The organism is Cupriavidus sp. CER-90 (genome assembly GCF_057652055.1).
The window spans coordinates 1,826,309-1,845,582 of sequence record NZ_JBYGYM010000002.1; the positions used below are offsets into that span (position 1 = coordinate 1,826,309).

The window sequence follows — 19,274 nt, forward strand, 5'->3', positions numbered from 1 at the left end:
GTCATGACCCCTACCGAAACGCCGGGGACCACCGCCCTGCGCCATCGCACCGTGTTGCTGGACGAGGCCGTCGACGCGCTCGTCTGGCGGCCCGACGGCGCCTACGTGGACGGCACCTTCGGAAGAGGCGGTCACAGCCGTGCCGTGCTGGCGCGGCTGGGGCCCGCCGGCAGCCTCGTCGCATTCGACAAGGATCCGGCAGCAATCGCAGAAGCGGGCACCATCGAGGATGCCCGCTTCTCCATTGAGCACGCGAGCTTTGCGGAGATGGGCGACCGGCTGGCCGGGCGCCCGCCCGTGGCTGGCGTGCTGCTCGACCTGGGCATCAGCTCGCCCCAGATCGACGAGGCGGCGAGGGGATTTTCCTTTCGTTTCGAGGGCCCGCTGGACATGCGCATGGACACCACGCGCGGCGTCACTGCCGCCGAGTGGCTCGCACAGGCGGACGAGCAGGACATTGCCAGGGTGATACGAGACTATGGGGAAGAACGGTTTGCTGTACAGATTGCAAAGGCGATTGTTGCTCGCCGGAGCGAACCCGGCGATGGCGGACCTGTCGCCACTACTTCAGAGCTTGCCGCGCTCGTGGCGAAAACCGTCAAGACACGCGAGAAGGGTCAGGACCCTGCGACCCGCACCTTTCAAGCTCTACGGATTCACGTCAATCAAGAGCTTGCGGACCTCGAAAGAGGCCTGAAGGCGGCGTACGAGCTGCTGCAGGTCGGAGGCCGCCTCGTGGTGATCAGCTTTCACTCGCTCGAGGACCGCATCGTCAAGCGGTTCATGCAGGCGCACGCCCATCCGGACCGCGACGCGGACCCGGCGCTGCGCCGCGCGCCGCTGCGTGCCGCGGACCTGCCGCAGCCGACCATGAAGCTGCTGGGCCGCTTCAAGCCCGGCACCCAGGAAGTGGCCGATAACCCGCGCGCGCGCTCGGCCGTGATGCGCGTGGCCGAAAAGCTCGGAGGCCAGCCGGCATGAACCGCCTGACCTTCTTCCTGCTTGCCGCGCTGATGCTGTGCGCGCTGTCGCTGGTGAGCGCCCAGCACCAGGCCCGCACGCTGTTCGTGGCGCTGGAGCGCGCGCAGACCGAGGAAAAGCAGCTCGACATCGACTGGTCGCGCCTGCAATACCAGCAAAGCTCGCTCAGCAAGAGCGCGCGGATTGCCGATTCGGCGCGTGCGCAGCTGAAGATGGCGCCGGCCATGGCCGGCCGTACCCAATACCTGCAGGGCGTGGTGCTGCCTGATACCCCGCCCGATGCCCAGCAACCCGCCGGGGGACCCGCCAAATGAGCCTGGCCCGCCCGAGCCTGAACCGCGCCCGCGCCGGCAACAAGCCGCGCGGCGAGGCCGCGCGCCCGCGCACCGGCCAGTTCTCGGCCAGCCCGGTGCTGGGCCTGCGCCTGCCGATGTGGCGCTCGAAGTTCGTGGTGTTCCTGATGTTCGCCGCGTTTGTGGCACTGGCCGCGCGGGCGATGTGGATCCAGGGCCCGGGCAACCAGTTCTACGAGATGGAGGGCAAGAAGCGTTTCCAGCGCACGCTGGAACTGCCCGCCACGCGCGGCAAGATCCTGGACCGCAACGGCCTGGTGCTGGCCACCAGCCTGCCGGTCAAGGCGATCTGGGCCGTGCCCGAAGACGTGCCCGATCTCGATCCCCAGCGCATGCGCCAGCTGGCCAAACTGCTGGACATGTCCGAGAAGGACCTGCGCGCCAAGTTCAATGAAGACAAGAGCTTTGTCTACCTGAAGCGCCAGGTGCTGCCCGACGCCGCCGACAAGATCGCGGCGCTCAAGATCGAGGGCGTGCACCAGACCCGCGAGTACAAGCGTTTCTACCCGGAAGGCGAGGCGATGGCGCACATCGTCGGCTTTACCAACGTCGAGGACAAGGGCCAGGAAGGCGTGGAACTGGCGCGCGAAAGCGTGCTGGCCGGCAGCCCCGGTGCGCGCCAGGTGATCAAGGACCGCCTGGGCCGCGTGGTCGAAGACGTCGGCATCCTGAAGACGCCGCGCGACGGCCAGGACATGCAGTTGTCGATCGACGCCAAGATCCAGTACCTGGCCTACAACGAGGTCAAGGCCGTGGTGGAGCGCAACAAGGCCAAGGCCGCCAGCGCCGTGGTGCTGGACGCCCAGACCGGCGAGGTGCTGGCGCTGGCCAACTGGCCCACCTACAACCCGAACGACCGCAGCCGCCTGTCGGGCGAACAGCTGCGCAACCGCGTGCTGACCGACACCTTCGAGCCCGGCTCGATGATGAAGCCGATCACCATCGGCCTGGCGCTGCAGCTGGGCCGCGTGACGCCGGCCACGACGGTGGTCACCACCGGCAAGTTCAACTTCGAAGGCGCCACGATCTCGGATACCCACAACTACGGCACGCTCACGGTGGGCGGCGTGATCCAGAAGTCGAGCAACATCGGCACGACCAAGATCGCGATGATGATGAAGCCGCAGGAGATGTGGGACATGTTCACCAGCGTGGGCCTGGGCCAGGCGCCGAAGATTGGCTTCCCGGGCGCGGTGGCTGGCCGCGTGCGGCCCTGGAAGAGCTGGCGCCCGATCGAGCAGGCCACCATGTCTTACGGCTACGGCCTGTCGGTGTCGCTGTTCCAGGTGGCGCACGCCTATACGATCTTTGCCCATGACGGCGAGCTGATTCCGGTGTCGATGTTCAAGACCAACGGTCCGGTCAGCGGCGAACGCATCCTGACGCCCCAGATCGCACGTGAAGTGCGCGGCATGCTGGAAACCGTGACCGCTCCGGGCGGCACCGCGCCGGAAGCCCAGGTGATGGGCTACCGCGTGGGCGGCAAGACCGGTACTGCATACAAGCACGTGGGCCGTGGCTATGACCGCAGCAAGTACCGCGCGTCGTTTATCGGCCTGGCGCCGATGTCGAACCCGCGCGTGATCGTGGCGGTCAGCGTCGATGAGCCGACCGCCGGCAGCCACTACGGCGGGGCCGTGGCCGGCCCGGTCTTCTCGGCCATTACCGGCGGTGCGCTGCGCTCGCTGAACGTCCAGCCCGATTCGCCGATCCGCCAGCTGATGGTCACCGACAAGGTCCAGGAAAGCGAACCACCGTGGAGCGCCACGCCATGACGGCCAAGCCGCTGCTCCCGCTCGAGGTGTCCACTCAGGCCAGCAACACGCTGGCCTGGCTGCATTCGCACGCGCCGGCCAGTGCCAAACTGACCGGCGACACGCGCCGCCTGCAGCCGGGCGACGTGTTCTTTGCCTACGTGCTGGGTAACGAACGCCTGGCGACCGACGGCCGCCCGCATATCGACAAGGCCATCGCCGCCGGCGCCTCGGCCGTGATCTACGAGGCCGATGGCTTCGACTGGCCGCACGGCGACGCCGTGCCGCACCTGGCCGTGTCGCAGCTGCACTGGCTGGCCGGCCCGATCGCGGCCGGCTGGTACGGCATCGGCGCCCGCAACCTGGCGGTGACCGGCATCACCGGCACCAACGGCAAGACATCGTGCGCGCAGTGGCTGGCGCGCCTGCTGCAGGGCACCGGCACGCCGTGCGCGACGATCGGCACGCTGGGCACGGGCTTCCCCGATGCACTGCGCATCACCGGTTTCACCACGCCCGATGCCGTGCAGCTGCAGGCCAGTCTGGCCGAGCTGAACGATGCGGGCGCGCGCGCCATCGCCATGGAAGTGTCGTCGCACGGCCTGGAGCAGGGCCGCGTGGCCGGCACCGGCTTTGGCGTGGCGGTGCTGACCAACCTGACGCAGGATCACCTCGACTACCACGGCACGATGGCCGAGTACGAGGCCGCCAAGGCGCTGCTGTTCCAGTGGGATGGCCTGCGCGCGGCCGTGATCAACCGCGACGACGCCATGGGCGGCCGCCTGCTGGCCGGCAATGCCGCCGCCGTCAGCGCGCCGCAGGTGATCGAATATGGCATCGACGGCAAGGCCGGTGCCTCGGCGGCACGCGGCCAGTGGCTGCGGGCCACCGATGTGCGCGCCACGGCCTCGGGCACGGCGTTCCATGTCGATGGCAGCTTCGGCAGCGCCGATGTGGCCACGCCGATGATCGGCGCCTTCAACGTCAGCAATCTGCTGGCGGTGCTGGGTGCCGCGCTGGCGCAGGGCGTGGCCTGGGACGCGGCGATTGCCGCCCTTCGCCAGCTGACGCCGGTCGATGGCCGCATGGAGCTGTTCGGCGGCCATGAGGCGCCGCTGGCCGTGGTGGACTACGCCCACACGCCCGACGCGCTGGTGCAGACGCTGACCGCGCTGCGCCCGGTGGCCGATGCCCGCCAGGGCCGCCTCTGGTGCGTATTCGGCTGCGGCGGCGACCGCGACGCCACCAAGCGCCCGCTGATGGGCGGCGTGGCCGAACGCCTGGCCGACGACGTGGTGCTGACCAGCGACAACCCGCGCAGCGAAGATCCGCTCGATATCCTCGAACAGATCGCCGACGGCATGCAGGACCGCAGCCGCGTGCGGCTGATCGAAGACCGCGCCGCGGCCATTCTTTACGCAATCAAGCACGCCGCCCCGGCCGATGTGGTGCTCGTGGCCGGCAAGGGCCATGAAGCCACGCAGGAGATCCAGGGCCGCAAGCGGCCGTTCTCGGACCGCGAACATGTGCGCCTGACCCTGGGCACGCGGGGGGTGTCGGCATGAACGGACACCAGATGACGAATTTGCAGCAAGCCGCCGGCTGGATGGCCGGCGCACGTATTTCCGGGGATGCCACGCGCACGTTTTCGCGCGTGCACACCGACAGCCGTACCGTACAGCCGGGCGATCTGTTCGTGGCGCTCAAGGGCGACCGCTTCGACGCCCATGACTTCCTGGCCGATGTGGTGGCGCGCGGCGCCGCCGCCGTGCTGGTGAGCCGCGACATCGACCTCGACGTGCCGGCGCTGATCGTGCCGGACACGCGCATCGGCCTGGGCGAACTCGGTGCCGGCTGGCGCCGCCAGTTCACGCCGCCGACGGTGGCCGTCACCGGCAGCAACGGCAAGACCACGGTCAAGGAAATGATCGCGGCGATCTTTGCCGCGGCCGTGGGCGAGGACGACCGGCTGGCCACGGGCGGCAACCTGAACAACGATATCGGCCTGCCGCTGACGGTGCTGCGCCTGCGCGCACACCACAAGCTGGCGGTGCTGGAACTGGGCATGAACCATCCGGGCGAGACGGTCTACCTGGCCGCCATCGCCCAGCCGACCGTGGCCGTGATCACCAACGCGCAGCGCGAGCACCAGGAATTCATGGTCAGCGTGGAAGCGGTGGCCCACGAGCACGCCAGCGCCATCGCCGCGCTGCCGGCCGATGGCGTGGCGGTGTTCCCGGTGGATGCCGAGAGCGGCGGCGCGCATGCCGCGATCTGGCGCCAGGCGGCCGGCGCGCGCCGCGTGCTGGCGTTCGGCACCGACGCGTCGGCCGATGTGCGCGCGACCGTGACGCTGGACGACGGCGTGCAGGTGCTGCACGTGACGGCGCCAAACCAGACCTTCGATCTGCGGCTGCAGCTGCTGGGCGCGCACAACGTGCGCAACGCGCTGGCCGCCACGGCCTGCGCGCTGGCGGCCGGGGTGGCGGTGGATGCGATCCAGCGCGGCATCGCGGGCTTCTCGGCCGTGAAGGGCCGCCTGCAGGTCAAGCACACGCCGGCCGGCACGGTGGTCATCGACGATACGTACAACGCGAATCCCGATTCCGTGCGCGCCGCCATCGACGTGCTGGCCGGGTTTGCCGCCCCGCGCGTGCTGGTGCTGGGCGACATGGGCGAAGTGGGCGACCAGGGCCCGGCGTTCCATGCCGAGATTGGCGCCTACGCACGCGACCGCGGCATCGAGACGCTGTGGGCGCTGGGCGATCTGGCGACGCATGCCGTGCAGGCCTACGGCCCGGGCGCGCGCCATTTTGCCGATGCGGAAGCCCTGGCGCAGGCGCTGAAGGAAGACAAGGAGGGCGTGGTGGCTGGTGCAGCCGCCGTGCTCGTGAAGGGATCGCGCTTCATGCGCATGGAACGGATGGTCGATGCGCTGGTCGCATCCCCTTCCGCTCACTAAGAAAGACGAACGATGTTATTGGCACTGGCCCAGTGGCTGCAAAACGATTACAGCTTTCTGCGGGTCGTTAACTACCTGACCTTCCGCGCGGTGATGGCCAACCTCACCGCGCTGGTGATCGGCCTCGGTTTCGGGCCGTGGGTCATCCGTCGCCTGACCGAACTGAAGATCGGCCAGGCCGTGCGTACCATCGGCCCGCAGACGCACCTGGTCAAGTCCGGCACGCCCACCATGGGCGGCGTGCTGGTGCTGATCTCGATCTGCGTGTCGACGCTGCTCTGGTGCGACTGGGGCAACCGCTTCATCTGGGTGGTGCTGCTGGTGACGCTAGGCTACGGCGCCGTGGGCTGGGTCGACGACTACCGCAAGGTGGTGTATCGCGACCCGCGCGGCATGTCGAGCCGCGAGAAGTTCTTCTGGCAGACGCTGATTGGCCTGGTGGCCGCCGTGTACCTGGCCTTCTCGGTGACCGAGGCCAGCAACGTGCGGGTCTGGAGCCTGTTCCTGAGCTGGATCGAAGGCGGCATGTTCGCCGATGTGCCGTACAAGACGAACCTGATCGTCCCGTTCTTCAAGGAAATCAGCTACCCGCTGGGCGTGACCGGCTTCATCGTGCTGACGTACCTGGTGATTGTGGGCTCCAGCAACGCGGTGAACCTGACCGACGGGCTGGACGGCCTGGTAATCATGCCCGTGGTGCTGGTCGGGGGCGGCCTGGGCGTGTTCGCCTACGTGATGGGCAACGCGGTCTACAGCAAGTACCTGCTGTTCCCGCATATCCCGGGCGCCGGCGAACTGCTGATCTTCTGCTCGGCGATGGCCGGCGCGGGCCTGGCCTTCCTCTGGTTCAACGCGCACCCGGCGCGGGTGTTCATGGGCGATGTCGGCGCGCTGGCGCTGGGCGGCGCGCTGGGCACCATTGCCGTGATCGTGCGCCAGGAAATCGTGCTGTTCGTGATGGGCGGCATCTTCGTGGTGGAAACGCTGTCGGTGATGCTGCAGGTGACGTGGTTCAAGTTCACGAAGAAACGCTATGGCGAAGGCCGGCGCCTGTTCCGCATGGCGCCGCTGCACCACCACTTCGAACTGAGTGGCTGGAAGGAAACACAGGTCACCGTGCGGTTCTGGATCATCACGATGCTGCTGGTGCTGATTGGCCTGTCGACGCTGAAGCTGCGCTGAGCGTCCCCCAAAACTGAAGCTCTCTATATATATAGGCAGGAAATCGAAGTGTTCGGCGTGTTGCAGAAACCTCATGTGCTGGTACTTGGCCTCGGTGAATCGGGGCTGGCCATGGCACGCTGGTGCGGCCTGAACGGCTGCCGCGTGCGCGTGGCCGACACACGCGAGGCGCCCGCCAACCTTGCCTTCCTGCAGGCCGAACTGACCACGGCGCAGTTCGTGGGCGGACCGTTCGCCGACAGCCTGCTCGACGATATCGGCCTGGTGGCGATCAGCCCCGGCCTGTCGCCGCTGCAAGCCGGTACGAAGGCGCTGCTCGATGCGGCCCAGGCGCGCGGCATCCCGGTCTGGGGCGAGATCGAACTGTTCGCCCAGGCGCTGGGGTATCTGGAAGCCACGTCGGGCTACGCGCCGCGCGTGCTGGCCATTACCGGCACCAACGGCAAGACCACCACCACGGCGCTGACCGGCCGGCTGATCGAGCGCGCGGGCAAGACCGTGGGCGTGGCCGGCAATATCAGCCCGTCGGCGCTGGACAAGCTGTCGGCCTGCATCGCCAGCGCCACGCTGCCCGATGTCTGGGTGCTGGAGCTGTCGAGCTTCCAGCTGGAATACACGTTCTCGCTGGCGCCCCACGCCGCGACGGTGCTCAACGTCACGCAGGATCACCTGGACTGGCACGGCAGCATGCAAGCCTACGCCGCCGCCAAGGCCCGCATCTTCGGCCCGGACGGCAAAGGCTGCGTGCAGGTGCTGAACCGCCAGGACAAGCTGACGCTGGACATGGCCCGCCCGGGCGCGACGCCGGTCACCTTCGGCACCGACCTGCCCGAGACCGCCGGCAGCTACGGCGTGCTGCGCGACGGCGGCATGCCGTGGCTGATCGTGGCCGAGCCCGATACGGAAGCCGAAGCGGAGCAGAAGCCGCGCCGCCGCAGGAAGGACGAGGCGGTCACGGAAGCCGTGCCGGTGCGCCACAAGCGCCTGATGCCGGCCGATGCGCTGCATATCCGTGGCCTGCACAACGCCACGAACGCCATGGCGGCGCTGGCGCTGTGCCGGGCGATCGACCTGCCGCTGAACGCGCTGCTGCATGGCCTGCGCGAGTATCGCGGCGAGCCGCACCGCGTGGAGTGGGTGGCGACCATCGACGAGGTCGAGTACTTCGACGACAGCAAGGGCACCAATGTGGGCGCCACCGTGGCCGCGCTGAACGGGCTGGACAAGCGCGTGGTGCTGATCGCCGGCGGCGAAGGCAAAGGCCAGGACTTTTCTCCGCTGGCCGCGCCGGTGACGCAATATGCACGCGCCGTGGTGCTGATCGGCAAGGACGCCGGCGCCATCCGCGAGGCACTGGCCGCCACGGGCACGCAGATCGTTGACGCCGCCACGCTGGAAGCGGCGGTAGAGAAATCGGCGGGCCTGGCTGAAGCGGGCGATGTCGTACTGCTGTCGCCGGCCTGTGCCAGCCTCGACATGTTCCGCAATTACGTGCATCGCGCGCAGGTGTTTCGCGGCGCGGTGGAAGAACTGGCCCTGTCCCGGGGGATCATGCCATGAGCGATTCGCAGGTCAAGCGCAGCGGATTCATCGGCGCCACCATCGGCAACGCCTGGGGTGGCCTGCGCGACGCGGTGTCGGGCGTCAAGCCAACCCGTTCGCGGATGATGGAGTACGACCAGCCCCTGCTGTGGGTGGCCATCGTGCTGCTGACGTTCGGCCTTGTGATGGTCTATTCGGCATCGATCGCGCTGCCAGACTCGCCGCGCTACGCCAACTACCGCGAGGCGCACTTCCTGGTGCGCCATGCGTTCGCGCTGTTCATCGGCCTGTCGGTGGGCCTGGCGGCGTTCCAGGTGCCGGTCAAGGTGTGGGACAAGTACGCGCCCAAGCTGTTCATCATCGCGCTGGTGCTGCTGGTGCTGGTGCTGGTGCCGTTCGTGGGCAAGGGCGTGAACGGCGCGCGGCGCTGGATTCCGCTGGGCGTGATGAACTTCCAGCCGTCGGAACTGATGAAGCTGGCCGTGGTGCTGTACGCGGCCAACTACACGGTGCGCAAGCAGGAATGGATGCAGACCGTCAGCAAGGGCTTCCTGCCGATGGGCGTGGCGGTGGTGGTGGTGGGCATGCTGCTGCTGCTGGAACCCGACATGGGCGCCTTCCTGGTGATCGCGGCCGTGGCCATGGGCATCCTGTTCCTGGGCGGCATCAACGGCAAGCTGTTCGCCGGCCTGGTGGGCGTGGCCGTGGGCGCGTTCGCGCTGCTGATCACGGCATCGCCCTGGCGCCGCGAGCGGATCTTCGCGTACCTGAACCCGTGGGAAGAGAGCAACGCGCTGGGCAAGGCGTATCAGCTGACGCACTCGCTGATCGCGTTCGGCCGTGGCGAATGGACGGGCGTGGGCCTGGGCGGCAGCATCGAGAAGCTGCACTACCTGCCCGAGGCGCATACCGACTTCATCCTGGCGGTGATCGGCGAGGAATTCGGCTTTATCGGCGTGCTGGTGATGATCGTGCTGTTCTACTGGCTGGTGCGCCGCTGCTTCAACATCGGCCGCACCGCGCTGCAGCTCGACCGCACGTTTGCCGGGCTGGTGGCCAAGGGCATCGGCGTGTGGGTCGGCTGGCAGACCTTCATCAACATGGGCGTGAACCTGGGCCTGCTGCCCACCAAGGGGCTGACGCTGCCGCTGGTGAGCTACGGCGGCTCGGGCATCCTGATGAATTGCGTGGCGCTGGCGATCGTTCTGCGGATCGACTATGAAAATCGAGTGTTGATGCGCGGAGGGAAGGTATGACCGGAGTGCGTCAACGCTCGATTTCGGCGAAGGCTAACTTTCTGCGCAAGCAGGAAGTTAAGCGCAGCGGCCGAAGCCAGAATCGCCGGGCGCGCGGAGGGAAGGTATGACCGGAGTGCGTCAACGCTCGATTTCGGCGAAGGCTAACTTCCTGCGCAAGCAGGAAGTTAAGCGCAGCGGCCGAAGCCAGAATCGCCGGATGCGTGGGGGGAAGGTATGACCGACCGCACCCTTCTCGTCATGGCTGGCGGCACCGGGGGACACGTGTTCCCGGGGTTGGCGGTCGCGCGCGCGCTGCGCGACGAGGGCTGGCGCGTGGTCTGGCTGGGCAATCGCTCGGGCATGGAAGCCGCGCTGGTGCCGAAGCACGACATTCCGATGGAGTACATCCAGTTCGGCGGCCTGCGCGGCAAGGGCCTGGTGACCAAGCTGCTGCTGCCGCTGAACCTGCTGCGCGCGTTCTGGCAGAGCATCGGCGCGCTGCGCCGGGTGAAGCCCGACGTGGTGCTGGGCATGGGCGGCTACATCACGTTCCCGGCCGGGATGATGGCGTCGCTGCTGGGCCGGCCGCTGGTGCTGCACGAGCAGAATTCCATCGCCGGGCTGGCCAACAAGGTGCTGGCCAAGGTGGCCGACCGCGTGCTGTGCGCGTTCCCGGACGCGCTGCCGGACAGCGAATGGACCGGCAACCCGGTCCGCGCCGAACTGGCGGCGATCCCGGAGCCGGCATCTCGCTACGACCATCGCACCGGGCCGCTGCGCATCCTGGTGGTGGGCGGCAGCCTCGGCGCGGCGGCGCTGAACGACGTGGTGCCGAAGGCGCTGGCCCTGCTGCCCGAGGCCACCCGGCCGACGGTAAAGCATCAGGCCGGCGCGAAACAGATCGACCAGCTGCGCGCGAACTACGCGGCGGCGGGCGTGGCCGGCGAGACCGTGCCATTTATCGACGACATGGCGGCGGCCTACGCCGACGCCGACCTGGTCATCTGCCGCGCGGGCGCGATGACGGTCTCGGAAGTGGCGGCCGCCGGGGTGGCCGCGCTGTTCGTGCCGTTCCCGCACGCGGTGGACGACCACCAGACCACCAACGCCAGCTTCCTGTCGAAGCAGGGTGCGGCGTTGCTGGTGCAACAGAACGCATTGACCGCGGAGGGCCTGGCGCAAACGATCGCCGGCCTGGACCGCGGCCAGTTGAAGGACATGGCGCGCGCGGCGCGCAGCCTGGCCAAACCTGAGGCAACCCGGCGAGTGGCCGAGATCTGCCGTCAGATGGCGGGCGAAAAATGAAACGGAAGCAATGAAGCATATCGTCAAGAACATCCACTTCGTAGGCATTGGCGGGGCCGGCATGAGCGGCATCGCCGAGGTCCTGCTGAACCTGGGCTACAAGGTCTCGGGCTCCGACATGGGCAGCAACGCTGCCACGCGGCGCCTGGCCTCGCTCGGCGCCCGCGTGTGCCACGGCCATGATGCGGCCAACGTGGAAGGCGCCAACGCCGTGGTCGTGTCGACCGCGGTGACCCACGACAACCCGGAAGTGCTGGCCGCGCGCGCCAAGCGCATTCCGGTGGTGCCGCGCGCCGTGATGCTGGCCGAACTGATGCGCCTGAAGCAGGGCGTGGCCATCGCCGGCACGCATGGCAAGACCACGACCACCAGCCTGGTGGCGTCGGTGCTGGCCGAGGGCGGGCTCGACCCGACCTTCGTGATCGGCGGCCGGCTGAATTCGGCCGGTGCCAACGCGCGCCTGGGCACGGGCGATTTCATCGTGGCCGAGGCCGACGAGTCCGATGCGTCGTTCCTGAACCTGTTCCCGGTGATGGAAGTCATCACCAATATCGACGCCGACCACATGGACACGTACGGGCATGACTTTGCCCGTCTGAAGCAGGCGTTCGTGGAATTCACCCAGCGCCTGCCGTTCTACGGCATTGCCGTGCTGTGCGTGGATGACCCGAACGTGCGCGAGATCATGCCGTTCGTGTCCAAGCCCGTGGTGCGCTACGGCTTTGCCGAGGATGCCCAGATCCGCGCGATCAACGCCCGCGCGGTGGACGGCCAGATGCATTTCACGGTGCTGCGCCAGCTCAACGGCCACGCCGAGCCGCCGCTGGACGTGGTGCTGAACCTGCCGGGCCTGCACAACGTGCAGAACGCGCTGGCCGCCATCGCCATCGCCACCGAACTGGAGGTGCCCGACGCCGCCATCGTCAAGGCGCTGCGCGAATTCCACGGCGTGGGCCGCCGCTTCCAGCGCTACGGCGAGGTGGCGACGCCCGATGGCGCCGGCACGTTCACGCTGGTGGACGACTACGGCCACCACCCGGTGGAAATGGCCGCCACGCTGGCCGCCGCGCGCGGTGCATTCCCGGACCGCCGGCTGGTGCTGGCCTTCCAGCCGCACCGGTTCACGCGGACGCGCGACTGCTTCGAGGATTTCGTGAAGGTGCTGGGCACCGTCGACGCGCTGCTGCTGGCCGAGGTGTATGCGGCCGGCGAGGCCCCCATCGTGGCCGCCGACGGCCGCGCGCTGACCCGCGCGCTGCGGGTGGCCAACAAGGTAGAACCCGTTTTTGTGGAACAGATCGAAGACATGCCCCAATCGATCATGGATGCCGTGCGACCTGGCGATGTGGTCGTGACCATGGGTGCCGGCACGATCGGTGCGGTGCCGGGACAACTTGTGTCGCACCAGGCGGGAGGTCAGCAATGAGCTTCGTGGCCCATCCCAATATCGATCCGAAATCGCTGGGCAAGGTTGGCGTGCTGCTGGGCGGGCGCTCGGCCGAGCGCGAAATCTCGCTGATGTCCGGCAACGGCGTGCTGGCGGCACTGCAGTCGCGCGGCGTGGACGCCCGCGCGTTCGACCCGGCGCTGCAGTCCGTGGCGGAACTGGCCGCGGCCAAGTTCGACCGTGTCTTCATCGCGCTGCATGGCCGTTACGGCGAGGACGGCACGATGCAGGGCCTGCTGGAACAGCTGGGCGTGCCCTATACGGGCAGCGGCGTGCTGGCGTCGGCGCTGGCCATGGACAAGCAGGCCACCAAGCGCCTGTGGATGACGCACGGCCTGGCCACGCCGCGCTTTGCGATGCTGTACGCCGATACCGATTTCGACGCCGTGGTGCGGGATCTGGGCCTGCCGCTGATCGTCAAGCCGGCCCGCGAGGGGTCGTCGATCGGCCTGACCAAGGTCACCGACGCCGGCCAGATGCGCGAGGCGTTCGAGAAGGCGGCGGGGCTCGATGCCGACGTCATCGCCGAGACGTTCATCGATGGCGACGAGCTGACCTGCCCCGTGGTGGGCGAGGGCGCAACGGCCGAAGCACTGCCCGTTATCAAGATTGTCGCGCCCGAGTCGAACTACGACTATCAAAATAAGTACTTTACTGACGTTACCCAATACCTGTGCCCGTCAACTTTGCCTGAGGCACTGGAGAACGAAGTGCGGGCGCTGGCCGTCGAAGCGTTTCGCGTGCTGGGTTGCCGTGGCTGGGCCCGTGCGGACGTCATGCTGACCCGCGACGGCCGCCCGCATCTGCTCGAAATGAATACGTCGCCCGGCATGACCGGCCATTCGCTCGTGCCGATGGCGGCGCGGGCGGCGGGCATCAGCTACGAGGATTTCGTGATGCAGGTGCTGGCCGCCGCGACGCTCGACCTGCATCCGAACGAGCACTGGAAACCCGAATAACCGCATCACCAACGGCTGACCGCCCCACCAAACGACCATGTGGCACAACGCGCGCCTGCTCAACCTGATCGCCTCAGCGCTTTACGCGCTGGTGGCGCTCATGGCGCTTGGCGCCGGCCTGTTGTGGCTGGCGCAGCGGCCCGTGTTCGCCATTACCCACGTGGAACTGACGTCGCTGGACGGCAGCCAGCTGCGCCACGTGAACGCGCCGAGCGTGCGGGCCAACGCGCTGAACAAGCTGTCGGGCAATTTCTTCACGCTCGACCTGAACGCGGCGCGCCAGGCGTTCGAGTCGGTGCCCTGGGTGCGCCATGCCAGCGTGCGGCGCGAATGGCCGAACGGCCTGGCGGTACAGGTGGAAGAACACGAGGCGCTGGGCACGTGGGGCGGGTCGGACAGCGGCCGGCTGATCAATACCTACGGCGAGGTATTCGTGGCCAACACGGCCGAAGCCGAGGAAGACGCGCAGTTGCTGGCGCTGGACGGCCCGCCGGACAGCGAGGAAGACGTGGTCGAGAAGCTGGAAACCATGCGTGAGTGGTTCAAGCCGATCAAGGCCGAACCGCTGGCCGTGGCCCTTTCCGGCCGCTATGCCTGGCGGGCCAAGCTGTCCAACGGCACGGTGATCGAGTTCGGGCGCGAGCAGAACGACGAGGATCGCGCCGCCATGGAGGCGCGGGTCAAGCGTTTCGTGGCGTCGTGGCCGCAGTTGACCCAGCAGTGGGGCAAGCAGATCGAGTACGCCGACCTGCGGTATCCCAACGGTTTTGCCATCCGCACGGCCAGCGTGCGCTTCCTGACCGATGCCCAGGCGCAGGCGGCGGCCAAGGCAGCGGCCAAGGCGGCAGCGGGTGCGGCAGGTTCCCAGGCGGCTTCGGCCGGCAACACCAACAACAATCCGACGCGACTCAAGAGTAAGAACGCGGAGAAAACTCGATGAGCAAGGAATACAAGGACCTTCTGGTCGGTCTCGACATCGGCACCTCGAAGGTGGCGGCCGTGGTGGCGGAACTGCGCCCCGACGGCAGCTATGAGGTCATCGGGATGGGCCAGTCAGAGTCCAAGGGTTTGAAGAAGGGGGTCGTGGTCAACATCGAGGCCACCGTGCAGTCGATCCAGCGGGCGCTGGAAGAGGCCGAACTGATGGCCGATTGCAAGATTGCCGAGGTATTTACGGGCATTGCCGGCAGCCATATCCGCAGCTTCAACTCCAGCGGCATGGTGGCGATCAAGGACAAGGAGGTCACGCAGACGGACGTGGCCCGCGTGATCGAGACCGCCAAGGCGGTGAACATCCCGACCGACCAGCAGATCCTGCACATCCTGACGCAGGAATTCATCATCGACGGCCAGGAAGACGTGCGCGAGCCCATCGGCATGAGCGGTATCCGCCTGGAAGTGAAGGTGCATATCGTCACGGGCGCGGTCAGCGCGGCGCAGAACATCGTCAAGTGCGTGCGCCGTTGCGGCCTGGAAGTGCATGACCTGATCCTGCAGCCGCTGGCGTCGAGCCTGGCGGTGCTGACCGAGGACGAGAAGGAACTGGGCGTGGTGCTGGTCGACATCGGCGGCGGCACCACCGACATCGCCATCTTCAGCGAGGGCGCGATCCGCCACACGGCCGTGATCCCCATCGCCGGCGACCAGATCACCAACGACATCGCCATGGCGCTGCGCACGCCGACGCCCGATGCCGAGGACATCAAGATGCAGTACGGCATTGCCAAGCAGGCGATTGCCGACCCGGAAGACATGATCGAGGTGCCCGGCGTGGGCGACCGCGGCACGCGCACGCTGAGCCGCCAGGCGCTGGCCGCCGTGATCGAGCCGCGTATCGAGGAACTGTATTCGCTGGTGCACCAGGTGGTGCGCGAGTCGGGCTACGAGGAACTGCTGTCGTCGGGCGTGGTGATTACCGGCGGTACGGCGATGATGCCGGGCATGGTCGAGCTGGGCGAGGACATTTTCCTGAAGCCCGTGCGCGTGGGCGTGCCCGAGTACCGCGGCAATCTGCACGAAGTCGTGAAGAGTCCGCGCTATTCGACCGTTATGGGTCTGCTGCAGGAAGGCTGCGTGCAGCGCATGCGCGGCCGCAAGGTGGCCGTGCAGAGCGGCCAGGTGAAGCAGGTGTGGACGCGCATGAAGGAATGGTTTGTCGGCAACTTCTGAGCCGCAAGCTTGTCAGGACTTTTTTAAGTGTGACGATCCTGTTGCAGTCAGCCGAACGGATCGTGGCACGTTGAGCAGGTCAAGCAGTTTTGCTGTGGTATTGGCTAGTCATTTTTTGATGGTTTCTTGTTCAGAAACCAAGGGTTGCGGCGGGGAGGCCGCAGCGTTTGGGGACTGATTTTTCTCGGAGGCAGTGATGGACTTTGACATGATCGAAACGGAGATTCAGGACGGCACCATCATCAAGGTGGTGGGCGTGGGCGGTGCGGGCGGCAACGCCGTGCAGCACATGATCAGCCGTGGGGTGCAGGGCGTGGAATTCATCTGCATGAACACCGATGCCCAGGCGCTGAAGCGTTCGAGCGCATCGCGCGTGCTGCAGCTTGGCAATTCCGGGCTGGGTGCCGGCGCCAAGCCTGAAGTGGGCCGCAACTGCGCGGAGCAGGCGCGCGAACAGATTGCCGATTCGCTGCGCGGCGCCCACATGGTCTTCATCACTGCCGGCATGGGCGGCGGCACCGGTACCGGTGCTGCGCCGATCGTGGCGCAGGTGGCCAAGGAAATGGGCATCCTGACCGTGGGCGTGGTCAGCAAGCCGTTCGACTTCGAAGGCGCGCGCCGCGCCAAGGTGGCCGAACATGGCTCGGGCGAGCTGGAATCGTCGGTGGACTCGCTGATCGTTGTGCTCAACGAGAAGCTGTTCGAAGTGATGGGCGACGACGCCGAGATGGACAAGTGCTTCCAGTGCGCCGATGACGTGCTGCACAACGCCGTGGCCGGCATCGCCGAGATCATCAATGTCGATGGTCTGGTGAACGTCGACTTCGAAGACGTGAAGACGGTGATGGGCGAGCAGGGCAAGGCCATGATGGGCACGGCAACCGTGTCGGGCGTGGATCGCGCCCGTCTGGCAGCCGAGCAGGCCGTGGCCAGCCCGCTGCTGGAAGGCGTGGACCTGTCCGGCGCGCGCGGCGTGCTGGTCAACATCACGGCCAGCCGTTCGCTGAAGCTGTCGGAAACCAAGGAAGTCATGAACACGATCCGCAGCTATGCCGCGGAAGACGCGACCGTGATCTTCGGTACGGTGTACGACGACTCGATGGGTGACGCCCTGCGCGTGACCGTGGTGGCCACGGGCCTGGGCCGTTCGGCCAAGAAGCAGCAGCCGATGACGCTGCTGAAGACCGGCACGGACAACATCCCGGTGCAGATGATGGCAGGCCTGACGGCCGCGCCGGCCCATGCATCGCCGGACTACAGCAACCTGGATACCCCGGCGGTGTGGCGCAGTTCGCGTGAGTCGGCATCGGCTCACGTGGCGGCGTTGCAAGAAAAGGGTGTGGATACGTACGACATCCCGGCCTTCCTGCGCAAGCAGGCGGACTAAGTTGGGAACCGGCAGGGCAGCGGCATCCGCCGCGCGCCTGGCAGGCTGTCAGCGGTCCGTCACGCATCGCCTGGGCGCTCCCTATCCGCCCGGCGTTTGCCTGGACTGACGTAACCCGTCAGTGCGTGCGGCTGTGCCGCGCCACGCCACATGTTGTCCGTCGCATCCCGTTGCCGGGCAGGCAGGCCATCGGCCGCCTCCCCGGACTGGTTTCCCGCCCCCGGCGGCGGGATGTCTCCGTCCGCGCGGCGCGTTGACCCAACGCGCCGCGCGGCGTTTCGAATCCCAGGTAATTCCTGCTGCACCCGCATGCCGCGCCGCTTGGTGGCGACGGCATCCGCCCCTATGATGCAGGCAGGTTTTTCCGATACACGCCAGACACCACGCTGGAGGAATGTCCAAAATGATCGCCGTTGGCCAGCGCGTCCCCGACGCCACGTTGTACGAATTCTTTGAAACCGAGACCGGCGGCTGCGCGCTCGGCCCCAATGCCTTTCCGGTGGCCGAACTGGTCAAGGGCAAGAAGATCGTGGTGTTCGGCCTGCCCGGCGCATTCACGCCCACCTGCTCGGCCAAGCATGTGCCGGGCTTCGTCAAGCTCAACGACGAGCTGCGCGCGGCGGGCGTGGACGAGGTCTGGTGCCATGCGGTCAACGACGCCTTCGTGATGGGCGCCTGGGGCCGCGAGCAGAAGACCGACGGAAAGGTCCGCATGATGGCCGACGGTGCCGCCCAGTGGGCAAAGGCGCTGGGCCTGGACCAGGACCTGAGCCAGCGCGGCCTGGGCGTGCGCGCCAAGCGTTATGCCATGGTCATCGACGATGGCGTGGTGACGCACCTGGCCGTGGAAGAACCGGGCGAATTCAAGGTCAGCAGCGCCGAAGCCGTTCTGGAAGCGTTGCGCGCCTGACACGAAGCGTGTCAGTAAAGGTGATGTATTGGGCGCTTCATTAACATTGCATAACACCCGGACACAAAGTGGTGCAGCGCAATACATCCAGTAATGGTAGTATCGCGTTATTGGAAATTACGCCCAATAGCTTTTAATAATAGTTGAGGCCGTCATGCTCAAACAGCGCACTATCAAATCCGTGGTGAAGACGGTCGGCATCGGTTTGCACTCGGGTCGCAAGGTGACGCTGTCGCTGAGGCCGGCCCCCGCCGATACCGGCATCGTCTTCACGCGCGTCGATCTGCCCGAAGCGGTGGAAATTCCGGTGGCCGCCAGCGCCATCGGCGACACCCGTCTGGCGTCGGTCCTGCAGAAGGACGGCGCCCGCGTTTCGACGGTCGAGCACCTGATGTCGGCCTGCGCCGGCCTGGGCATCGACAACCTCTACGTCGACGTCGATGCAGAGGAAATCCCGATCATGGACGGCAGCGCGGCTTCGTTCGTGTTCCTGCTGCAGTCCGCGGGCATCGAGGAACAACCGGCCGCCAAGCGTTTCATCCGCGTCAAGAAGGCGGTGGAAGTGCGCGAGGGCGACAAGCTGGCCCGCCTGGAGCCGTTCTTCGGTTTCAAGCTAGCGTTCACGATCGACTTCCGCCATCCGGCGGTCGACAAGACCGGCCAGACTTTCTCGATCGACTTTGCCGATACCAGCTATGTCCGCGAAATCGCGCGTGCCCGCACGTTCGGCTTTGCCCACGAGGTGGAAGCGTTGCGCGAGATGGGCCTGGCCCGTGGCGGCAGCCTGGACAACGCGATCGTGCTCGACGAGCACCGCATGCTGAACAACGAGGAACTGCGCTACGGCGACGAGTTCGTGCGTCACAAGATCCTCGATGCCATTGGCGATCTGTACGTGGTGGGCCATCCGCTGATTGGCTCGTACGTTGCCCACAAGTCGGGCCACGGCCTGAACAACCAGCTGCTGCGCGCACTGCTGGCCGACCAGGAAGCGTACGAGATCGTGACCTTCGACAAGGTCGAGGAAGCGCCCACGGCCTTCCTGCCGCAGGCGCAACCGGCGTTTGCCTGATCGACCCTGGCGG

Annotated in this window: 16 protein-coding genes; all 16 read left to right on the forward strand. The window is 67.1% G+C overall.

Annotated elements, in window-relative coordinates; all coding sequences use genetic code 11:
- Nucleotides 1–3 precede the first annotated feature (3 nt).
- Nucleotides 4–981, forward strand: coding sequence for a 16S rRNA (cytosine(1402)-N(4))-methyltransferase RsmH (gene rsmH / locus AC24R4_RS18995; protein ID WP_400391227.1), 978 nt, complete (start codon nucleotides 4–6; stop codon nucleotides 979–981).
- Nucleotides 978–1,295 carry a cell division protein FtsL gene (gene ftsL / locus AC24R4_RS19000; RefSeq protein ID WP_092601229.1) on the forward strand — a complete coding sequence of 106 codons (318 nt, stop codon included), beginning with the start codon at nucleotides 978–980 and terminating at the stop codon, nucleotides 1,293–1,295. The genes rsmH and ftsL overlap by 4 nt, the downstream gene beginning before the upstream one ends.
- On the forward strand, nucleotides 1,292–3,109 hold the full coding sequence (locus tag AC24R4_RS19005; RefSeq protein WP_400391230.1) for a peptidoglycan D,D-transpeptidase FtsI family protein: 1,818 nt from the start codon (nucleotides 1,292–1,294) through the stop codon (nucleotides 3,107–3,109). The genes ftsL and AC24R4_RS19005 overlap by 4 nt, the downstream gene beginning before the upstream one ends.
- On the forward strand, nucleotides 3,106–4,653 hold the full coding sequence (locus AC24R4_RS19010) for a UDP-N-acetylmuramoyl-L-alanyl-D-glutamate--2,6-diaminopimelate ligase (protein WP_400391233.1): 1,548 nt from the start codon (nucleotides 3,106–3,108) through the stop codon (nucleotides 4,651–4,653). The genes AC24R4_RS19005 and AC24R4_RS19010 overlap by 4 nt, the downstream gene beginning before the upstream one ends.
- On the forward strand, nucleotides 4,650–6,050 hold the full coding sequence (locus AC24R4_RS19015; RefSeq protein WP_400391236.1) for a UDP-N-acetylmuramoyl-tripeptide--D-alanyl-D-alanine ligase: 1,401 nt from the start codon (nucleotides 4,650–4,652) through the stop codon (nucleotides 6,048–6,050). Before AC24R4_RS19010 ends, AC24R4_RS19015 begins: the two co-directional genes overlap by 4 nt.
- 12 nt (nucleotides 6,051–6,062) lie before the next feature.
- Nucleotides 6,063–7,232 carry a phospho-N-acetylmuramoyl-pentapeptide-transferase gene (gene mraY / locus AC24R4_RS19020; protein ID WP_066732432.1) on the forward strand — a complete coding sequence of 390 codons (1,170 nt, stop codon included), beginning with the start codon at nucleotides 6,063–6,065 and terminating at the stop codon, nucleotides 7,230–7,232.
- Between the two features lie 48 nt (nucleotides 7,233–7,280).
- Nucleotides 7,281–8,792 (forward strand): UDP-N-acetylmuramoyl-L-alanine--D-glutamate ligase, encoded by a 1,512-nt coding sequence (gene murD, locus AC24R4_RS19025; RefSeq protein ID WP_400391239.1) that lies wholly within the window; start codon nucleotides 7,281–7,283, stop codon nucleotides 8,790–8,792.
- Complete coding sequence (ftsW, locus tag AC24R4_RS19030) at nucleotides 8,789–10,030, forward strand: putative lipid II flippase FtsW (RefSeq protein ID WP_092601237.1); 1,242 nt, start codon at nucleotides 8,789–8,791, stop codon at nucleotides 10,028–10,030. The genes murD and ftsW overlap by 4 nt, the downstream gene beginning before the upstream one ends.
- A gap of 216 nt (nucleotides 10,031–10,246) precedes the next feature.
- Nucleotides 10,247–11,317 carry an undecaprenyldiphospho-muramoylpentapeptide beta-N-acetylglucosaminyltransferase gene (gene murG / locus AC24R4_RS19035; RefSeq protein WP_400391243.1) on the forward strand — a complete coding sequence of 357 codons (1,071 nt, stop codon included), beginning with the start codon at nucleotides 10,247–10,249 and terminating at the stop codon, nucleotides 11,315–11,317.
- Between the two features lie 10 nt (nucleotides 11,318–11,327).
- Nucleotides 11,328–12,743, forward strand: a complete 1,416-nt coding sequence (gene murC / locus AC24R4_RS19040; RefSeq protein ID WP_400391246.1) for a UDP-N-acetylmuramate--L-alanine ligase — start codon at nucleotides 11,328–11,330, stop codon at nucleotides 12,741–12,743.
- Complete coding sequence (locus AC24R4_RS19045; RefSeq protein WP_400391249.1) at nucleotides 12,740–13,723, forward strand: D-alanine--D-alanine ligase; 984 nt, start codon at nucleotides 12,740–12,742, stop codon at nucleotides 13,721–13,723. Before murC ends, AC24R4_RS19045 begins: the two co-directional genes overlap by 4 nt.
- 37 nt (nucleotides 13,724–13,760) lie before the next feature.
- The gene (locus AC24R4_RS19050; RefSeq protein WP_400391252.1) at nucleotides 13,761–14,663 is read left to right on the forward strand and encodes a cell division protein FtsQ/DivIB; all 903 of its coding nucleotides are present in this window, start codon (nucleotides 13,761–13,763) and stop codon (nucleotides 14,661–14,663) included.
- Complete coding sequence (gene ftsA / locus AC24R4_RS19055) at nucleotides 14,660–15,892, forward strand: cell division protein FtsA (RefSeq protein WP_061955279.1); 1,233 nt, start codon at nucleotides 14,660–14,662, stop codon at nucleotides 15,890–15,892. The genes AC24R4_RS19050 and ftsA overlap by 4 nt, the downstream gene beginning before the upstream one ends.
- A gap of 196 nt (nucleotides 15,893–16,088) precedes the next feature.
- On the forward strand, nucleotides 16,089–17,279 hold the full coding sequence (gene ftsZ, locus AC24R4_RS19060) for a cell division protein FtsZ (protein ID WP_092601247.1): 1,191 nt from the start codon (nucleotides 16,089–16,091) through the stop codon (nucleotides 17,277–17,279).
- 403 nt (nucleotides 17,280–17,682) lie between these two features.
- A complete protein-coding gene (locus AC24R4_RS19065; protein WP_400391256.1) occupies nucleotides 17,683–18,189 on the forward strand; it encodes a peroxiredoxin in 507 nt (168 codons plus the stop codon).
- 154 nt (nucleotides 18,190–18,343) lie between these two features.
- Complete coding sequence (lpxC, locus tag AC24R4_RS19070; RefSeq protein ID WP_153947194.1) at nucleotides 18,344–19,261, forward strand: UDP-3-O-acyl-N-acetylglucosamine deacetylase; 918 nt, start codon at nucleotides 18,344–18,346, stop codon at nucleotides 19,259–19,261.
- The last annotated feature ends 13 nt before the right edge of the window (nucleotides 19,262–19,274 follow it).

What these genes read in the sequence shown, in the direction of transcription:
- ftsA (WP_061955279.1), top strand. Translation starts at nt 14,660, where the DNA reads ATGAGCAAGGAATACAAGGACCTTCTGGTCGGTCTCGACATCGGCACC.
- ftsL (WP_092601229.1), top strand. Translation starts at nt 978, where the DNA reads ATGAACCGCCTGACCTTCTTCCTGCTTGCCGCGCTGATGCTGTGCGCG.
- AC24R4_RS19050 (WP_400391252.1), top strand. Translation starts at nt 13,761, where the DNA reads ATGTGGCACAACGCGCGCCTGCTCAACCTGATCGCCTCAGCGCTTTAC.
- AC24R4_RS19065 (WP_400391256.1), top strand. Translation starts at nt 17,683, where the DNA reads ATGATCGCCGTTGGCCAGCGCGTCCCCGACGCCACGTTGTACGAATTC.
- AC24R4_RS19045 (WP_400391249.1), top strand. Translation starts at nt 12,740, where the DNA reads ATGAGCTTCGTGGCCCATCCCAATATCGATCCGAAATCGCTGGGCAAG.
- ftsW (WP_092601237.1), top strand. Translation starts at nt 8,789, where the DNA reads ATGAGCGATTCGCAGGTCAAGCGCAGCGGATTCATCGGCGCCACCATC.
- mraY (WP_066732432.1), top strand. Translation starts at nt 6,063, where the DNA reads ATGTTATTGGCACTGGCCCAGTGGCTGCAAAACGATTACAGCTTTCTG.
- murG (WP_400391243.1), top strand. Translation starts at nt 10,247, where the DNA reads ATGACCGACCGCACCCTTCTCGTCATGGCTGGCGGCACCGGGGGACAC.
- lpxC (WP_153947194.1), top strand. Translation starts at nt 18,344, where the DNA reads ATGCTCAAACAGCGCACTATCAAATCCGTGGTGAAGACGGTCGGCATC.
- AC24R4_RS19015 (WP_400391236.1), top strand. Translation starts at nt 4,650, where the DNA reads ATGAACGGACACCAGATGACGAATTTGCAGCAAGCCGCCGGCTGGATG.
- ftsZ (WP_092601247.1), top strand. Translation starts at nt 16,089, where the DNA reads ATGGACTTTGACATGATCGAAACGGAGATTCAGGACGGCACCATCATC.
- murC (WP_400391246.1), top strand. Translation starts at nt 11,328, where the DNA reads ATGAAGCATATCGTCAAGAACATCCACTTCGTAGGCATTGGCGGGGCC.
- AC24R4_RS19005 (WP_400391230.1), top strand. Translation starts at nt 1,292, where the DNA reads ATGAGCCTGGCCCGCCCGAGCCTGAACCGCGCCCGCGCCGGCAACAAG.
- AC24R4_RS19010 (WP_400391233.1), top strand. Translation starts at nt 3,106, where the DNA reads ATGACGGCCAAGCCGCTGCTCCCGCTCGAGGTGTCCACTCAGGCCAGC.
- rsmH (WP_400391227.1), top strand. Translation starts at nt 4, where the DNA reads ATGACCCCTACCGAAACGCCGGGGACCACCGCCCTGCGCCATCGCACC.